Consider the following 13,769-nt stretch of genomic DNA (forward strand, 5'->3'; position numbering starts at 1 on the left):
CCCGCGCGACACCCGTTCCATCGGAACTCAGCCGATGAAATCCAGGTTACGCCTGGACCCGGCTGACTGTTTTTTACCCTTTTGTACGGAATCGCCACAAGGATCCTGGGGTTGCAGACGTGTGGAGACCTGCGCACAACCTGAACAACGGCGGCTTGGTCGTTCCATCGTCGACCAAGCCTGGCGAGGTAATCGATGACAGCGCTGAGGACCAGCGCCTCCAGCCGGCAGCAGCAGGCGCGACTGCCGGCCGAGGTGACCAGCTTCGTAGGCCGCAGGCACGAAGTGGCCGAGGTCAAACGATGCCTGTCCGTCTCACGTGCGGTGACCTTGACCGGTGTGGGCGGCGTCGGCAAGACACGGCTGGCCCTCCGGGTCGCGCTCGACGTCGCGCGGGACTTCCGCGGCGGGGTGTGGTTCGTGGAGCTGGCCGCGGTGGAGGATCCGGACATGCTCGCCCAGATCGTGGTCGAGGCTCTGGAGATCCGTGACAACAGACTCAGCTCGCCCGTGGAGGTGCTCACCGAGCATCTGCGGGACAGGCAGGCAGCACTGATGATCCTCGACAACTGCGAGCATCTGGTGCACGAGTGCGCCGTCCTGGCCGACGTGCTGCTGCGCTCGGCCCCCGAGCTGCGCATCCTCGCCACCAGCCGGGAGGCCCTCGGCTTCGCGGGTGAACAGACGCTGTCTGTGCCCACGCTCCCGTTGCCTGACCTCGACGGCGCGCGGCTTCCCGTCAAGTCGCTCGCCAAGTGCGATGCCGTCTGCCTGTTCACCGAGCGGGCCAGGGCCGTCCTCCCCTCGTTCGCCCTCACCGAGGACAACAAGGACGTCGTCGTCGATATCTGCCGGCAGCTGGACGGCCTGCCGCTCGGGATCGAGCTCGCCGCCGTCAGGTTGCGCGCGCTGTCCGTCCAGCAGTTGCACGAGCGCCTGGACGACCGGTTCCGGCTGCTGACCGCCGGCTCGCGGGCCGTACTGCCACGTCACCAGACACTCCGCGCGCTGATCGACTGGAGCCATGCCCTCTGCTCCGAGAAGGAGCAGGCGCTGTGGGCACGCGTGTCGGTGTTCGCAGGCAGCCTGGATCTGGAGGCGGCCGAGGCTGTCTGCTCCGGCGACGGAATCGCCCGCGAGGAGATCCTCGACCTGGTGTCCGGCCTGGTGGACAAGTCGATCCTGATCCGGGAGGAGCACGGGTCACAGGCGCGCTACCGGTTGCTGGAGATCATCCGCCAGTACGGCATGGAGAAGCTCGTCGCCGCGGGGGAGGAGGCCACTCTGCGACGGCGGCACCGTGACTACTACCGCGCGCTGTCGGCGCGGGCACGAGCGCAGCTGTTCGGGCCGTCGCAGATCGCCTGGTTCGCCAGGCTGCGACTCGAGCACGCCAACCTGCACACCGCGCTGGAGCACTGCTTCGGTGATCCGTCAGAGGTCGCCGGCGGCCTCGACATGGCCGCCGACCTGCTCTACCACTGGATCAGCTGCTACTACTTGGGGGAGGGCCGCCACTGGCTGGACCGGGGACTCGCCGCTTACACCGAACCGGACGAGATACGCGCCCGGGCGCTGTGGGCCGACAGCTGGCTGGCCATCATCCAGGCCGACCTCGCCTCCGCCACGGCGATGCTGAAGGAGAGCCGGTCCATCGGCGAGCGGCTGGAGCTGGAGCCGGTCCTCGCCTACGTCGCGCTCTACTCCGGGATGATCGCCATGTGCGAGGGCGATGCCGAGTCCGCCATCGCCCTCTATCAGGAGGCGCTGGCCCGGCACCGGGCCGGCGACGACCCCGTGGGCACGGCTCTGGCCCTCATCCGGCTGTCCCTCGCGTACTCCTTCTGCGGCGACTCGGCGCGGGCCATCTCGCTCGGCGATGACTGCCTTGCCCTGTCCGACGCCCACGGAGAAGGCTGGCACAGGGCGTACATGATGATGGCGCTCGGTGTGGAGGTCTGGCGGCAGGGCGACGCCGCGCGCGCGACCGAGCTCGAGACGGAGAGCCTGACCTTCAACCGCGCGCTCGACGACCCGCTGGGAGCCGGGGTCAATCTGGAGGTGCTGGCCTGGATCGCCGCCACCGAGAAGCAGTACCGGCGAGCGGCCCAGCTGCTGGGCATCGTGGAAACGGTGTGGCAGAGGGTCGGAGCGCCACTGTCGGGGTTTGGCCATCTTTCGCACTATCACCACGAATGCGGGCAACACACTCGCCAGGCGCTCGGCGATTCGGCCTTCGACCTCGCGTTCAAGCGGGGCGCCCGGCTCACCTATGACCAGGCGCTCGCCTACGCGCTCGGTGAGGACGAATGCGTTGAGGAGCAGCCCGCCGAGACGAAGGGGGCGCAGCTGACCCCGCGGGAGACGGAGATCGCCGCCCTCGTCGCCCAGGGCCTGTCCAACAGGGAGATCGCCGCCTCCCTGGTGATCTCTCAGAGAACCGCCGAGGGGCACATCGAACACATCTTGAGCAAGCTCGGCTACCACTCACGCGCCCAGATCGCCGTCTGGGTCGGCGAGCAGGCCCGCACGGCCGACGACGGGTCCCCGCCCGACACCGGCGATCAATAGGGCAACAGCCGCCCGGACGGCGTCCGCAGGTCCTGGGCCGGGCGGACGGTCGGCCTGCCGCCCTTGCGGGTCCGGATCCTTCGCACGTCACCACCTCCCTTCAGACGAGTCCGGGCGCGGGAAGCTCGAACCAGACGACCTTCCCTTCGCAGGTATGGGCGGTGCCCCAGCAGCAGGCCAGGTCGGCGAGCAGGAGGTGCTCACGGCCCACCCGGTCCCTGGCCCGCGAGGAATCGGCGTGCTCGACCTCGCAGCGCAGCAACCCGTCCTCGGCGGCGAGCATGAACCGGATCTTGTCGCCGCTGTGACGCAGGGCGTTGGTCACCAGCTCGCTGACAAGAAGGTCCGCGACCGCGGCCTGGTGCTGAAGTCCCCACTGCACCAGGCGGTTACGGGTGATGCGCCGCGCACTGGGCTCGGCGGAGGGCTCGCACGAGAGCACCCAGCAGGCCGTCCGGTCGCCGCCGGCCGGCCAGACGCGAGCGAGCAGGCCGTCGGCGAAGGCCAGGAGCCGATTGGGAGTCATGAGTTTCATGCCGCATTCCCAGTGCGCACCAGTCCGACGAAGATGCTCCGGCCGTCCGGCAGTAGTTCACCGGCGTCATCGAAGATGACGACACCGTTGCAGAGCAGCCCCCACCCCTGTTCTGGGTGGAAGGCGAGCATCCGGGCCGAATCGTGGTCCGAGGCGTCCGCCGACGGGCACTGTGGTTGATGCTGGCACATGGCTCGCACCCTTCTCTGTTTGTCCGTGGTTCCGCTGAGCTCATGTCTAAGCACTCAGCCTGCCCCGCGGACGGTACGAGCGAGACGGGATAAACCCCCGTATACGTACCTATTAGCTACAGGTAGGTACATACGTAGTGGGTGTGCATCCGGCGACGGCCGCCTACGCCGAGGTCGAGACCACCTCGCCGCCCTGCACCACGTACCTCAGGTTCTTCGGCTCGGCGAGCGCGCCGATGTCACGCGTCGGGTCGCCCTCCAGCACCAGCAGGTCGGCGTGCGCTCCCACCGCCAGCGTCCCGATGCTTCCCGCCATGCCCACCAGTTCGGCGGCGTTGACCGTCGCGGCCCGCAGCACCTCGAGGGGGCTCTGCACCCGCGCCCGCAGGCGCAGCTCCTCGCTCTGGTGGCGGTGCATCCCGCCCAGCAGGTCGCTGCCGTAGACCAGGCGCACCCCCGCCGAAGCGGCGCGCTCCAGCGCGGCGAAGCCGGCCTCGAGCACCTCGTCCACCTTGCGCCAGCTCGCCTCGGGCAGCCCGAAGGCCATGCCCTCCTCCTTGAGCGCCCAGTACGTCACCAGGGTCGGCACGAGGAAGGCGTCCTTGCGCAGGAACAGCTCCACGCTGCTGTCGTCGATGAGGTTGCCGTGCTCGACCGAGCGCACCCCCGCCTCCAGCGCCCGGTTGACCGCCTTGGCGGTGTAGGCGTGAGCGGCGACGTAGCGGTTGGCCGCCTCGGCCTCCTCGACGATCGCGCGCAGCTCGTCCATCGAGTACTGCGTGGAGTCGATGCGGTCGGTCGGCGAGGCCACGCCGCCCGAGGCCATGACCTTGATGTGGTGCGCGCCCTTGCGCAGTTCGTCGCGGGCGGCCACGCGCACGGCGTCCACGCCGTCGGCCACGCGGCCCACTCCCGCGCAGCAGGGGTGGTCGTCCTGCCGGTTCACGCCGCGCCCTCGCAGGTCGCCGTGGCCGCCCGTCTGGCTCAGCGCCTTGCCGCAGAACAGCAGGCGGGGCCCGCGGATCAACCCCTCGGCCTGGGCGTCGGCCAGCCCGTAGTCGGCGCCCGAGGCGTCGCGGACGGTGGTGAAGCCGCGCTCGAGCATCTGGCCCATCAGCCGCGCGCTGTGCGCGGCGAGGTAGGAGGGCGACATGGAGGGCAGCGAGCCGAGGTCGGCCGTGGAGGCGGTGACGTGCACGTGCGCGTCGATGAGACCCGGCATCACGTGCGCGCCGCGCAGGTCGATCACCCGCGCGTCCTGAGGCGCCTTCAGCCCTGGCCCCGACTCGACGATGCGGCCGTCCTCGCAGCGCAGGTCGCCTTCGGTGTGCTCGCCCGAGGCCACGTCGAGCAGCAGGGCGTTGCGCAGCAGCAGGCTCATCGCCCTTCACCCGCCCCGACGGCCTGGCGCAGCGCGGGCACGGCCAGCGGCGCGAGCGTCACGGCCGCCGCCACCGACGCCTCGTCGTAGCTTCCCTCGGCGTCCAGCAGGTTGAGCACGCCCAGCACCCGCCCCTCCTCGACCACGGGCACGTTGATCACGCACCCGCACCCCAGGCTCTCGATGAGCTCGTGGTCGGCGAAGATCTCCCGCACCGCGGCCCTGTCGGCGCCCAGGTACGGCCTGCGCCCCTCGATGCACGTGGCCAGCCAGCCCTTGGCCACCTCCACCGTCTTCTCCCCTCCCACCGGGTACTGGCCGGGGTGGCTGCTGTGCACCCGCCGCAGCGCGCCCCGCTCGGGAATCCAGGCGAGGACGGTGAACAGCCGCGCCCCCACCTCCCGCCTGATCGCGCTCTCGACGTCGAGCAGCTCTTTCACCTGGTCATCTCCTTGTTCGGGGCGGGAAGGTCCCGCTCGGTCAGGTCTTCGAGTGATCGTCCCGCCGTGGACAGGCCGAACACCAGCACGCAGATCACCCCGGCCGCCAGCACCGCGGTGGTGAGGCCGAAGACGCCGGCGAAGCCCAGGCTCGCCGCCGACAGGCCGATGATGGTCGGCGCGAGGATGCTGCCCACCCGCCCGAACGCGCTGGACAGCCCCGTGCCCGTCGCGCGGATCCAGGTCGGGAACACCTCGGGGGTGTAGGAGTAGACGCCCGCGTAGGTGCCGTTGAGGAAGAACGACAGCACCGCGCCCGCGAGTGTGATCGTGGCGGGGGTGTCCATCTGCGACAGCCAGAACGCGCTGACCGCCGACCCGGCGAGGTAGATCGCGATGGTGTTCTTGCGGTCCAGCCTCTCCGTCAGCCACGCGGCGGAGAAGTATCCGGGGATCTGCGCCAGATAGATGATGATCGAGAACTCGAAGCTCTTGGTCACCGTGATGCCGCGCTGCACGAGCAGGGTCGGGATCCACGAGAAGAAGCCGTAGTACGAGAAGGTGATCACGAACCAGATGAGCCAGATCACGGCGGTGCGCTTGGCCATCGCCGGGCTCCACAGAAAGCGCAGCGCGCTGAGGAGGTTGACCTTCGGCGTCTGCTTCACCGGCGCCTCGGACGCCGGCGGCACCGGCGGCAGCGTCTGGCCCGTGGCCCGCTCCACGCGGCGCTCCAGGTTCGCCACGACCGCCTCGGCCTCCTCGTGGCGGCCCTGCTGCAACAGGAAGCGCGGCGACTCGGGCAGCGAGCGCCGCCACCACAGCAGCATCACGATCGGCACCGCGGTGATCAGCTGGGCGACGCGCCAGCCGTCGTCCAGCGTGGGCACCACGAAGCGGCCGATCAGGGCGGCCAGGACGAATCCGAAGGAGAAGAAGCCCGCCAGCGCGCCGATGAACCAGCCGCGCCGCCTGGCCGGCACGAACTCCGACAGGAACGGCGCGATGATGGCGCTCTCCGCACCCGCTCCCGCCCCTGCCAGGACCCTCGCGCCGAGGAAGACCTCGTAGTTGGGCGCGAAGGCGGCCACGACGGAGAAGACGGCGTAGAAGGCCAGGGCGTACATCATGACCTTCTTGCGCCCGATGCGGTCGCCGAGCAGGCCCGCCGCCGTGGCGCCGAACAGGAAGCCGAACGGTGTCGCCGACCCGATGAGCCCGAGCTGGCCGTTGGACAGGCCCCACGCCTCCTGGGCACTGGGCAACAGGAAGGCGACGACGGCCGAGTCCATGCCGTCGAAGGTGTAGCCGAGCCCGCCTATCAGCAGCAGAACGTAGTGCGGACGGCTCAGCGGGAGCCTGTCCAGGCGCGCCAGCAGAGTCATGGCACATACCTCCCGGATCGATTTGCAGCAACGTATAGTGCGTTTCAGTGAAAGCGCAATAGTCTTTGCATGCAAGTACGATGACTCCCGGCCGAGGGAGAGGATCACGTGACAGAGCGCGCGACGGACAGGTTCGACGACTGGCTGCGCGCCCGCGTGCCCGCGCGGGGCCTGCGGCCCAAGGCCGCCGCGGTGCTCGAGGTCCTGCTGTCGCAGCCGCGCAGGGCCTCCTACGGCTCGGCCGCCGAGCTCGCCCAGCTGGCCGGCGTCAACGTGGCGACCGTCACCCGCACGGCGCAGGCGCTGGGCTTCGCCGGCTGGCCGGCGCTCCAGCAGGAGCTGCGCGCCCGCTACATGTCCTCGCTCAGCGCCGGGCAGGTCGCCGCCGAGCACAGCGGCACGGGCTCGCCGAGCGCCAGATCGCTGCGGCGCGACCTCGACAGCCTGGCTCTGCTCAACCGGCGTATGGACGAGGAGGTCCTGCTCACCATCGCCGAGGCCGTCGCGGCCGCCCGCCGTACGGTGATCGTCGCCGACGGCAGCTACGCCGCCGTCGGTCTCGCGCTCGCGCATAACGCGGGTCTGGCGGGCTACGACGTCAGGGCTGTGACCTCAGGCGACGCCGAGCTGGCCAACACCGTCGCGGCGATCGGCGAGCGCGACGTCCTCATCGCCATCAGCTTCTGGCGGCTGTACGAGAGCACCGTGCTGGCCGCCAACGTGGCCCGCGCGCGCGGCGCCCGCGTCTTCGCGGTGACCGACGCCGCCAGCCCCGCCCTGGCCGAGGCGGCCGAGCAGGTGGTGATGGTGCCGGCGGAGGGGGTGGCGTTCTTCCCCTCGCTGACCGCGGGCATGGCCGTCGCGCAGGCGCTCGTCACTCAGCTGGCCGCCGTCGACCCCGCGCGCACGAGCGCCTCCATCGAGGCGGCCGAGGGCATGTGGTCGAAGTTCGGCCTGCTGCACAGGCGGCCGTCCGGCGGCTAGAGCTCCCTGATCGCCGCCTGGGCGGCGTCCCTCAGCTGGCCGTGCAGGGCCGCGTTCGGCTCCCTGTCGGTCCTGACCTCCACGATCCGCAGCCCCTCGCCCCTGACCGCCTTGGGCAGGTCGGAGATGTCCTCCACCAGCCGGTACGGCGTGCCCGTCGCGGCCGCCACGTAGCCGAGGTCCACCCCGTGCGGCGTGCCGAAGACCCGTTCGAACGGATCACGGATCGCCGCCTGCGGCAGCAGCGAGAAGATCCCGCCGCCGTCGTTGTTGACCACCACGAGGCACAGGTCGGGCCGAGGCTCCCTCGGCCCGAGGATCAGCCCGTTCTGGTCGTGCAGGAAGGTGAGGTCGCCCAGCAGCGCGTAGGAGGGGCCGTTGTGCGCCAGCGCCGCCCCCATCGCGGTCGAGACCAGCCCGTCGATGCCCGACACACCCCTGTTGGCCAGCAGCCGCAGCCCTCTCCTGGGCCGCATCGCCTGGTCGAGGTCCCTGATCGGCATCGAGGACCCGCAGAACAGCAGCGCCCCGTTGGGCAGCGAGTCGGCCAGGTCGCGGGCGATGCGCGGCTCGCTCATCCCGCTGGAGTCGAGCAGCTCGTCGATCGCCGCCCTCGCCGCCGCGTCGGCGCGCCGCCACGAGTGCAGCCAGGCGTCGTCGCCCGCCGCGACGGGGATCTCCACCGCCTGCGCCACCTGGGTGGCCGAGCGCGTCGGGTCGGGCCAGCGCGACAGGTCGGTGGCGACCACGATGTGCTCCTGAGCCCCGCGCAGCCACGACAGCAGCGAGCGCGACAGCCCGGGACGGCCGAGCGTGACGACGACGTCGGGCTGGTGGGCCTCGGCGAAGGAGGGCGTGCCGAGCAGGAAGTGGTAGGTGGAGATGGCGTGGTCGCCGTACCTGCCGCCGCCGTTGGGCTCCGAAAGCACCGGCCAGCCCGCCATGCCCGCCGCGGCGACGTAACGGCGCACGTTCGCCGCGCCGTCGCCGACCACCAGCACCCCTCGCCTGGTCGGCGGCAGGTGCAGGGCGACGGGCGGAGGGGCGACGCGGGTGCGCACCCACGGCCCCGAGGCGTCGCCGTCGAGCGACTCCACCCACGAGCTGTCGCCGTCGGGGATGAGCGGCTCACGGAAGGCCAGGTTGAGATGGACGGGCCCGGGGTCGGAAGGCCCGACGGCCCGCTGGTAGGCGCGGCAGGCCAGCGACCGCCAGTAGGCGACCTGCCCCGCCCGCTCCTCAGGGACTCCGACCTCGGCGAACCACCTGGCCGAAGGGCCGAAGACCTTCAGCTGGTCGATGGTCTGGTTGGCGCCGGTGCCGCGCAGCTCGGGCGGGCGGTCGGCGGTCAGCACCAGCAGCGGCACCCCCGACTCGCTCGCCTCGATCACGGCGGGGTGGAAGTTGGCCACGGCCGTGCCGGAGGAACAGATCAGTGCCACGGGACGCTCGGAGCGGCGGGCCAGGCCGAGCGCCAGATAGGAGGCCGAGCGCTCGTCGATGCGCACGTGCAGCCGCACCCTGGACTCGGCGTGCAGGGCGAGCGCCAGCGGGGCCGAGCGGGAGCCCGGCGCCATCACCACGTCGGTCAGGCCGCACCGGACCAGCTCGTCGACCAGGACCGTGGCGAGCGCCGTAGCCGGGTTCACAGGTCCGCCTCCCGCATCCGCCGCAGCCACGACGGCGACTCGATCTCAAACTCCGACAAAAGCGAAAAATCCACTGCAGGACGCAATACTGGCAAGAAACCATCCACGGGGGCCAGCGAGGGGCTCGCGACATCGCCTGACAGCAGCGACATGGTCCCCAGACCGCAGGCGTACGGCAGCGACGGCAGGCACGCCGCCAGCGCCACCCCCGCGGCCAGACCCACCGACGTCTCCACGGCGCTGGAGACCACCGCGGGCAACCCGCAGGCCTCCACCACCCGCAGCGCGGCGCGCACCCCGCCGAGCGGCTGCACCTTCACCACCGCGATGTCGGCCGCCTCGGCCGCCCTGACCTTCAGCGGATCCTCGGCGCGCCTGATCGACTCGTCGGCCGCGATCGGCACCTCGACCGCCCGCCGCACTTCGGCCAGCTCCTCGAGCGTGGCGCACGGCTGCTCGGCGTACTCCAGGTCGAAGGCGTCGAGCTCCTTCAGGTGCCGTACGGCCGCGGAGACCTCCCACGCGCCGTTGGCGTCCACGCGCAGCTTCCCCGAGGGGCCGAGCGCGTCGCGCACCGCCTCGACCCTGGCCAGGTCGTCGGCGAAACTCTGGCCCCGCTCGGCGACCTTGACCTTCGCGGTGCCGCAGCCCGATCGCCTGACGATCTCGTGGGCCTGCTCGGGCCCGACCGCGGGAACCGTCGCGTTGACGGGCACGCGCGAGCGCACCGGCTCGGGCCAGCCGTCGAAGGCGGCCTCGCGGGCGCAGGCCAGCCAGCGCGCGCTCTCGCGCGGGCCGTACTCGGGAAAGGGGGAGAACTCACCCCACCCGGCGGGCCCCTCGATCAGCACGCCCTCGCGAGCCGTCTGGCCGCGGAAGCGGGTGCGCATCGGGATCCGGAAGACCCGCGGCCCAGAACCCATCAACGCACCTTTCCCATGACCACCCGCTGTCGCCACTAACCTTACGAGCATGTGGAGGAACCCGTCGCATCCGGACCGTCCGTTGCGGGCGCTCGTCCTGCCCCCGGGGCAGCGGCTGTTCGAGGCGATCGAGGCGGCGCTGTCCGGCGAGGGTCCCGCCGTCCTCCCCCTGTCCCCCGACCGCCCCGAGGCGGCGCTGGCGACGCTGCGCCCGACGGAGATCGAGACCACCGAGGGCGTACGGCAGGCAGGCGGCCCCGGCGTCGGCGCCGACATCGCCGTCGTCATCGCCACCTCGGGCAGCACGGGCGCGCCCAAGGGCGTCATGCTGACCGCCTCCGCGCTCAGCGCCTCGGCCGCCTCCTCCCTGCGCCGCCTGGGCGCCGCCTCCGGCGAACGCTGGCTGTGCTGCCTGCCGCCCTCCCACGTCTCCGGCCTGCAGGTGCTGGTCAGGTCGCTCCTCAGCCGCGCCGAGCCGATCATCCACGAGCGCTTCGACCCCGCGGCGGTCGCGGGCTCAGGCGCCGAGCACGTCTCCCTGGTCCCCACCCAGTTGCACCGCCTCATGGAGTCGGGCGCCGACCTGAGCGTCTTCCGCACCATCCTGCTCGGCGGCGCCGCCCCCAGACCGGGGCTGCTGGAGGCCGCGAGGCAGGCGGGGGCCAGGATCGTCACCACCTACGGCAGCAGCGAGACCAGCGGCGGCTGCGTCTACGACGGCAGCCCCCTCGACCAGGTGGATCTCAAGATTCGCGACGACGGCAGGATCCTCGTCTCAGGGCCCGTGCTGTTCTCCGGCTACCGCTCGGGCGAGGCGGGGGCCGTCCTGGAGGACGGCTGGTTCGCCACCTCCGACCTGGGCTCGATCGAGAACGGCAGGCTGAGGGTGCTCGGCCGTGCCGACGACGTCATCAACACGGGCGGCGAGAAGGTCGTCGCCGCCTCGGTCACCGAGGTGCTCGCCCGGCATCCCCAGATCGCCGACGTGGCCGTCGTCGGCCGCCCCGACCCCGAATGGGGCCAGGCTGTCGTCGCCGTGGTCGTCCCCAGGGACCCCGCGGCCACCCCCACGCTCGGCCAGCTCAGGGCCTACTGCCGCGACCGGCTGCCCGCCTACGCCGCCCCGCGCGAACTGCGGCTGATGTCCGCACTTCCGCTGCTGCCGAATGGTAAAACCGATCTCGCCGCCCTTCGGACCGGAACCTGAGGCCCGCCGGATGCGTCTTATAGGAGCAGCTGGAAGATAGGAGCCCTTCATGAACCCAACCCGCAAGATGTGGGTGTCCGCGGCGGCTGTCGGCGTCATCGTCGTCGGCGGCGTCTCTGTCGCGGCGGCCGCCTCGGCGGGCAGGCTCGAGAAGGTGAGTCAGGAGACGAAGGTCGTGATCGCCCCGACACCGTCCAGCCAGCCCGCCGAAAGCCAGGGTCCCCCCGCCGACGGACAGGATCCGGGCGAGGTCGTCTCCCATGAGGTCAACCAGGACCCGCAGGACGCGGTCGACTACTGGACCGACCAGCGCATGGAGGAGGCCGAACCGATGCCCATGCCGGAGGTGAACGGCCAGCTCAACGACGTGGACAACTAGGGCGTCCACTCCCAGGGGGCGGCCGCCGGGTCCGGCGGACCGCCCCTTTTTCATCCGGCGCGGGAACAAAATGCGGCAGATGACGTTATTGATACTGGTGCGCCGAGCGGCCGGATCCGCCCCACCACAAACTTTTGACTGACTGCGACTCCGTTTGGAGGAGGTGTCCTCATGCCCCGAACCGCCGTGGCGACCTCGCCTGCCACCCTCGACCAGCTCCTTGACCGAGGACGAGCTCAGGGTCACCTTTCCCTCGCGGAGCTCCGGGAGGCTTTCGCCCTAGCGGGGATCAGCCCCACCGAGGGACGTTCGATACTGCGCGAGCTCACCGAGGCCGGGGTGAGCCTGGCCGCCGAGAACGAGCCCTCGCTCGGCAAGAAGGTTCCCGCACCGAAGAAGGCGACCACCACGCGCAAGAAGACCGCCACCACCAAGAGCGCCACGGACAAGACCGGCGCCACCAAGACCGCCACCGCCAAGACGGGTGCCACCAAGAGCGCCGCCAAGGCGACGGCCGAGTCTTCCGTCAAGCAGGCCGAGCTCGTGGAGCAGGCCGCCGACCCGCTGGCCGTCGACGAGGTCGAGGCCCCCGACGATCTCCAGCTGAGCGCCGAGGACGTCGAGCTCGAGCCCGAGCAGGAGCAGCTCGACCTCGACGACAACCAGTCGGTCATGGGCGACTCCGTCCACACCTACCTGAAGTCGATCGGCCGCCGCACGCTGCTGACGGCCGCTCAGGAGGTCGACCTGGCCAGGCGGATCGAGGCCGGCCTGTACGCGGAGTACAAGCTCGACAGCGAGCAGGATCTCACCCCCGCCAGGCGCGCCGACCTGGAGATGGTGGTCGAGGACGGCAGGCGGGCCAAGGACCACATGCTCGAGGCCAACCTGCGCCTGGTCGTCTCGGTGGCCAAGAAGTACACCGACCGCGGCATGGCCCTGCTCGACGTCGTGCAGGAGGGCAACCTCGGTCTCATCCGCGCGGTGGAGAAGTTCGACTACACCAAGGGCTTCAAGTTCTCGACGTACGCCATGTGGTGGATCAGGCAGGCCATCCAGCGCGGCTTCGCCGACTCCGCCCGCACGATCAGGCTGCCCGTCCACGTGCTGGAGATGCTGTCGAAGCTGTCGCGCATCGAGCGTGACATGCACCAGCGCCTCGGCCGTGAGCCCACGCCCGAGGAGCTGGCCGTCGAGCTCGACAAGACGCCCGACCAGATCGAGGAGCTGCTGCGCACCAGCAGGCAGCCCATCTCGCTCAACGCCACCATCGGCGAGGACGGCGAGACCACGATCGGCGACCTGATCGAGGATGTCGACTCCCCGGAGGCGTCGGAGATCGTCGACAGGCAACTGCTGGGCGACCAGCTGCGAGGCGTGCTCGACAACCTGTCGCCGCGCGAGGCGCGGATCATGGCGCTGCGCTTCGGCCTGGTAGATGGCAAGCCGCACACCCTCGACGAGATCGGCAAGCACCTCGGTCTCACCCGCGAGCGGATCCGCCAGTTGGAGAAGGAGTCACTCTCCAAGCTCCGCCACCCGAGCAACACCCGCCCGCTGCTCGACTGGGCGAGCTGAGAAGAGCCCTGGCCACCGGCCGGGGCTCTTCGCATTCCGCTCCCACCCCCGAAGCCGGCCGGACCCCCACGGTCGCACCCCACGGTCCCCGCCGTTCGCACCCCACGGTGGCACCCCGCGCCCGCATCCTGACGCCCCGACCCAGCGCCCCCACTCCAGGACGCCCGGGCCCCATCAGTCGCAAGCCACGCCCAGACACCGACGCTCGCGTCCAACGGCGGCACCTTGACGTCGGCCACCCGGACGCCAGCCGTCACACCCACAGACACCGCCGCTCACACCACCGACGGCACCCGAGCGGCCACAGCCTCAACCCCAACGCCAGCGGCCCCACCCTGACAAGTCGTGGGGAGGCCCGAACCCCACCGGCCGCAAACCCACACCCAGACACCAACGCCTGCATCCAGCAGCTACACCTTGACGTCGGCACCCGCACGTCAGCGTCACAGCAATAGACACCGCCACTCATGCCCTGCCGATGGCACCCCAGCGGCCGCACCCTGAAACCCCGACGCCAGCGGCCCGACCCCGACAGGTCGCGAGACG

General features: G+C 70.9%; 12 protein-coding genes. 5 read left to right on the top strand and 7 right to left on the bottom strand.

Features of this window, described 5'->3' with window-relative positions; genetic code table 11:
• Positions 1-195 precede the first annotated feature (195 nt).
• On the top strand, positions 196-2,571 hold the full coding sequence (locus tag FHR33_RS44450) for an ATP-binding protein (RefSeq protein WP_183661336.1): 2,376 nt from the start codon (positions 196-198) through the stop codon (positions 2,569-2,571).
• A gap of 100 nt (positions 2,572-2,671) precedes the next feature.
• Here the strand turns inward: FHR33_RS44450 and FHR33_RS44455 are convergent, their stop codons facing one another.
• The 5 genes from FHR33_RS44455 to FHR33_RS44470 form a co-directional block, all read right to left on the bottom strand.
• On the bottom strand, positions 2,672-3,106 hold the full coding sequence (locus FHR33_RS44455; RefSeq protein WP_183661338.1) for an ATP-binding protein: 435 nt from the start codon (positions 3,104-3,106) through the stop codon (positions 2,672-2,674).
• Complete coding sequence (locus FHR33_RS49485) at positions 3,103-3,297, bottom strand: DUF5999 family protein (RefSeq protein ID WP_221242549.1); 195 nt, start codon at positions 3,295-3,297, stop codon at positions 3,103-3,105. The genes FHR33_RS44455 and FHR33_RS49485 overlap by 4 nt, the downstream gene beginning before the upstream one ends.
• Positions 3,298-3,460: 163 nt before the next feature.
• Complete coding sequence (locus FHR33_RS44460; protein ID WP_183661340.1) at positions 3,461-4,678, bottom strand: metal-dependent hydrolase family protein; 1,218 nt, start codon at positions 4,676-4,678, stop codon at positions 3,461-3,463.
• Positions 4,675-5,118, bottom strand: a complete 444-nt coding sequence (locus tag FHR33_RS44465) for a GAF domain-containing protein (protein WP_183661342.1) — start codon at positions 5,116-5,118, stop codon at positions 4,675-4,677. The genes FHR33_RS44460 and FHR33_RS44465 overlap by 4 nt, the downstream gene beginning before the upstream one ends.
• Positions 5,115-6,503 (bottom strand): MFS transporter, encoded by a 1,389-nt coding sequence (locus FHR33_RS44470; RefSeq protein ID WP_183661345.1) that lies wholly within the window; start codon positions 6,501-6,503, stop codon positions 5,115-5,117. The genes FHR33_RS44465 and FHR33_RS44470 overlap by 4 nt, the downstream gene beginning before the upstream one ends.
• A gap of 108 nt (positions 6,504-6,611) precedes the next feature.
• Here FHR33_RS44470 and FHR33_RS44475 point away from each other — a divergent pair, with 108 nt between their 5' ends.
• Positions 6,612-7,487, top strand: coding sequence for a MurR/RpiR family transcriptional regulator (locus FHR33_RS44475; protein ID WP_183661346.1), 876 nt, complete (start codon positions 6,612-6,614; stop codon positions 7,485-7,487).
• On the opposite strand, the gene menD is transcribed toward FHR33_RS44475, so the two are convergent.
• Positions 7,484-9,136, bottom strand: coding sequence for a 2-succinyl-5-enolpyruvyl-6-hydroxy-3-cyclohexene-1-carboxylic-acid synthase (gene menD / locus FHR33_RS44480; RefSeq protein WP_183661348.1), 1,653 nt, complete (start codon positions 9,134-9,136; stop codon positions 7,484-7,486). The genes FHR33_RS44475 and menD overlap by 4 nt on opposite strands.
• Positions 9,133-10,059 (bottom strand): o-succinylbenzoate synthase, encoded by a 927-nt coding sequence (locus FHR33_RS44485; RefSeq protein WP_221242550.1) that lies wholly within the window; start codon positions 10,057-10,059, stop codon positions 9,133-9,135. Before FHR33_RS44485 ends, menD begins: the two co-directional genes overlap by 4 nt.
• 49 nt (positions 10,060-10,108) lie before the next feature.
• Between FHR33_RS44485 and FHR33_RS44490 the strand changes: the two genes are divergently transcribed.
• From FHR33_RS44490 to FHR33_RS51260, 3 genes are all read left to right on the top strand, one after another.
• Positions 10,109-11,266, top strand: coding sequence for an AMP-binding protein (locus tag FHR33_RS44490; RefSeq protein WP_183661352.1), 1,158 nt, complete (start codon positions 10,109-10,111; stop codon positions 11,264-11,266).
• Positions 11,267-11,315: 49 nt separating this feature from the next.
• Complete coding sequence (locus FHR33_RS44495; protein WP_183661354.1) at positions 11,316-11,645, top strand: hypothetical protein; 330 nt, start codon at positions 11,316-11,318, stop codon at positions 11,643-11,645.
• Positions 11,646-11,816: 171 nt separating this feature from the next.
• On the top strand, positions 11,817-13,223 hold the full coding sequence (locus FHR33_RS51260; protein ID WP_246453707.1) for an RNA polymerase sigma factor: 1,407 nt from the start codon (positions 11,817-11,819) through the stop codon (positions 13,221-13,223).
• Positions 13,224-13,769: the final 546 nt, after the last annotated feature.

The organism is Nonomuraea dietziae (assembly GCF_014195505.1).
GTDB classification, from domain to species: Bacteria; Actinomycetota; Actinomycetes; order Streptosporangiales; family Streptosporangiaceae; genus Nonomuraea; species Nonomuraea roseola.

Excerpts from the sequence above, each read along its gene's own strand:
- FHR33_RS44460 (WP_183661340.1), bottom strand. The coding sequence starts at position 4,678 with ATGAGCCTGCTGCTGCGCAACGCCCTGCTGCTCGACGTGGCCTCGGGC.
- FHR33_RS44495 (WP_183661354.1), top strand. The coding sequence starts at position 11,316 with ATGAACCCAACCCGCAAGATGTGGGTGTCCGCGGCGGCTGTCGGCGTC.
- FHR33_RS44455 (WP_183661338.1), bottom strand. The coding sequence starts at position 3,106 with ATGAAACTCATGACTCCCAATCGGCTCCTGGCCTTCGCCGACGGCCTG.
- FHR33_RS44485 (WP_221242550.1), bottom strand. The coding sequence starts at position 10,059 with ATGGGTTCTGGGCCGCGGGTCTTCCGGATCCCGATGCGCACCCGCTTC.
- FHR33_RS51260 (WP_246453707.1), top strand. The coding sequence starts at position 11,817 with ATGCCCCGAACCGCCGTGGCGACCTCGCCTGCCACCCTCGACCAGCTC.
- FHR33_RS44470 (WP_183661345.1), bottom strand. The coding sequence starts at position 6,503 with ATGACTCTGCTGGCGCGCCTGGACAGGCTCCCGCTGAGCCGTCCGCAC.
- FHR33_RS44490 (WP_183661352.1), top strand. The coding sequence starts at position 10,109 with ATGTGGAGGAACCCGTCGCATCCGGACCGTCCGTTGCGGGCGCTCGTC.
- FHR33_RS49485 (WP_221242549.1), bottom strand. The coding sequence starts at position 3,297 with ATGTGCCAGCATCAACCACAGTGCCCGTCGGCGGACGCCTCGGACCAC.
- FHR33_RS44450 (WP_183661336.1), top strand. The coding sequence starts at position 196 with ATGACAGCGCTGAGGACCAGCGCCTCCAGCCGGCAGCAGCAGGCGCGA.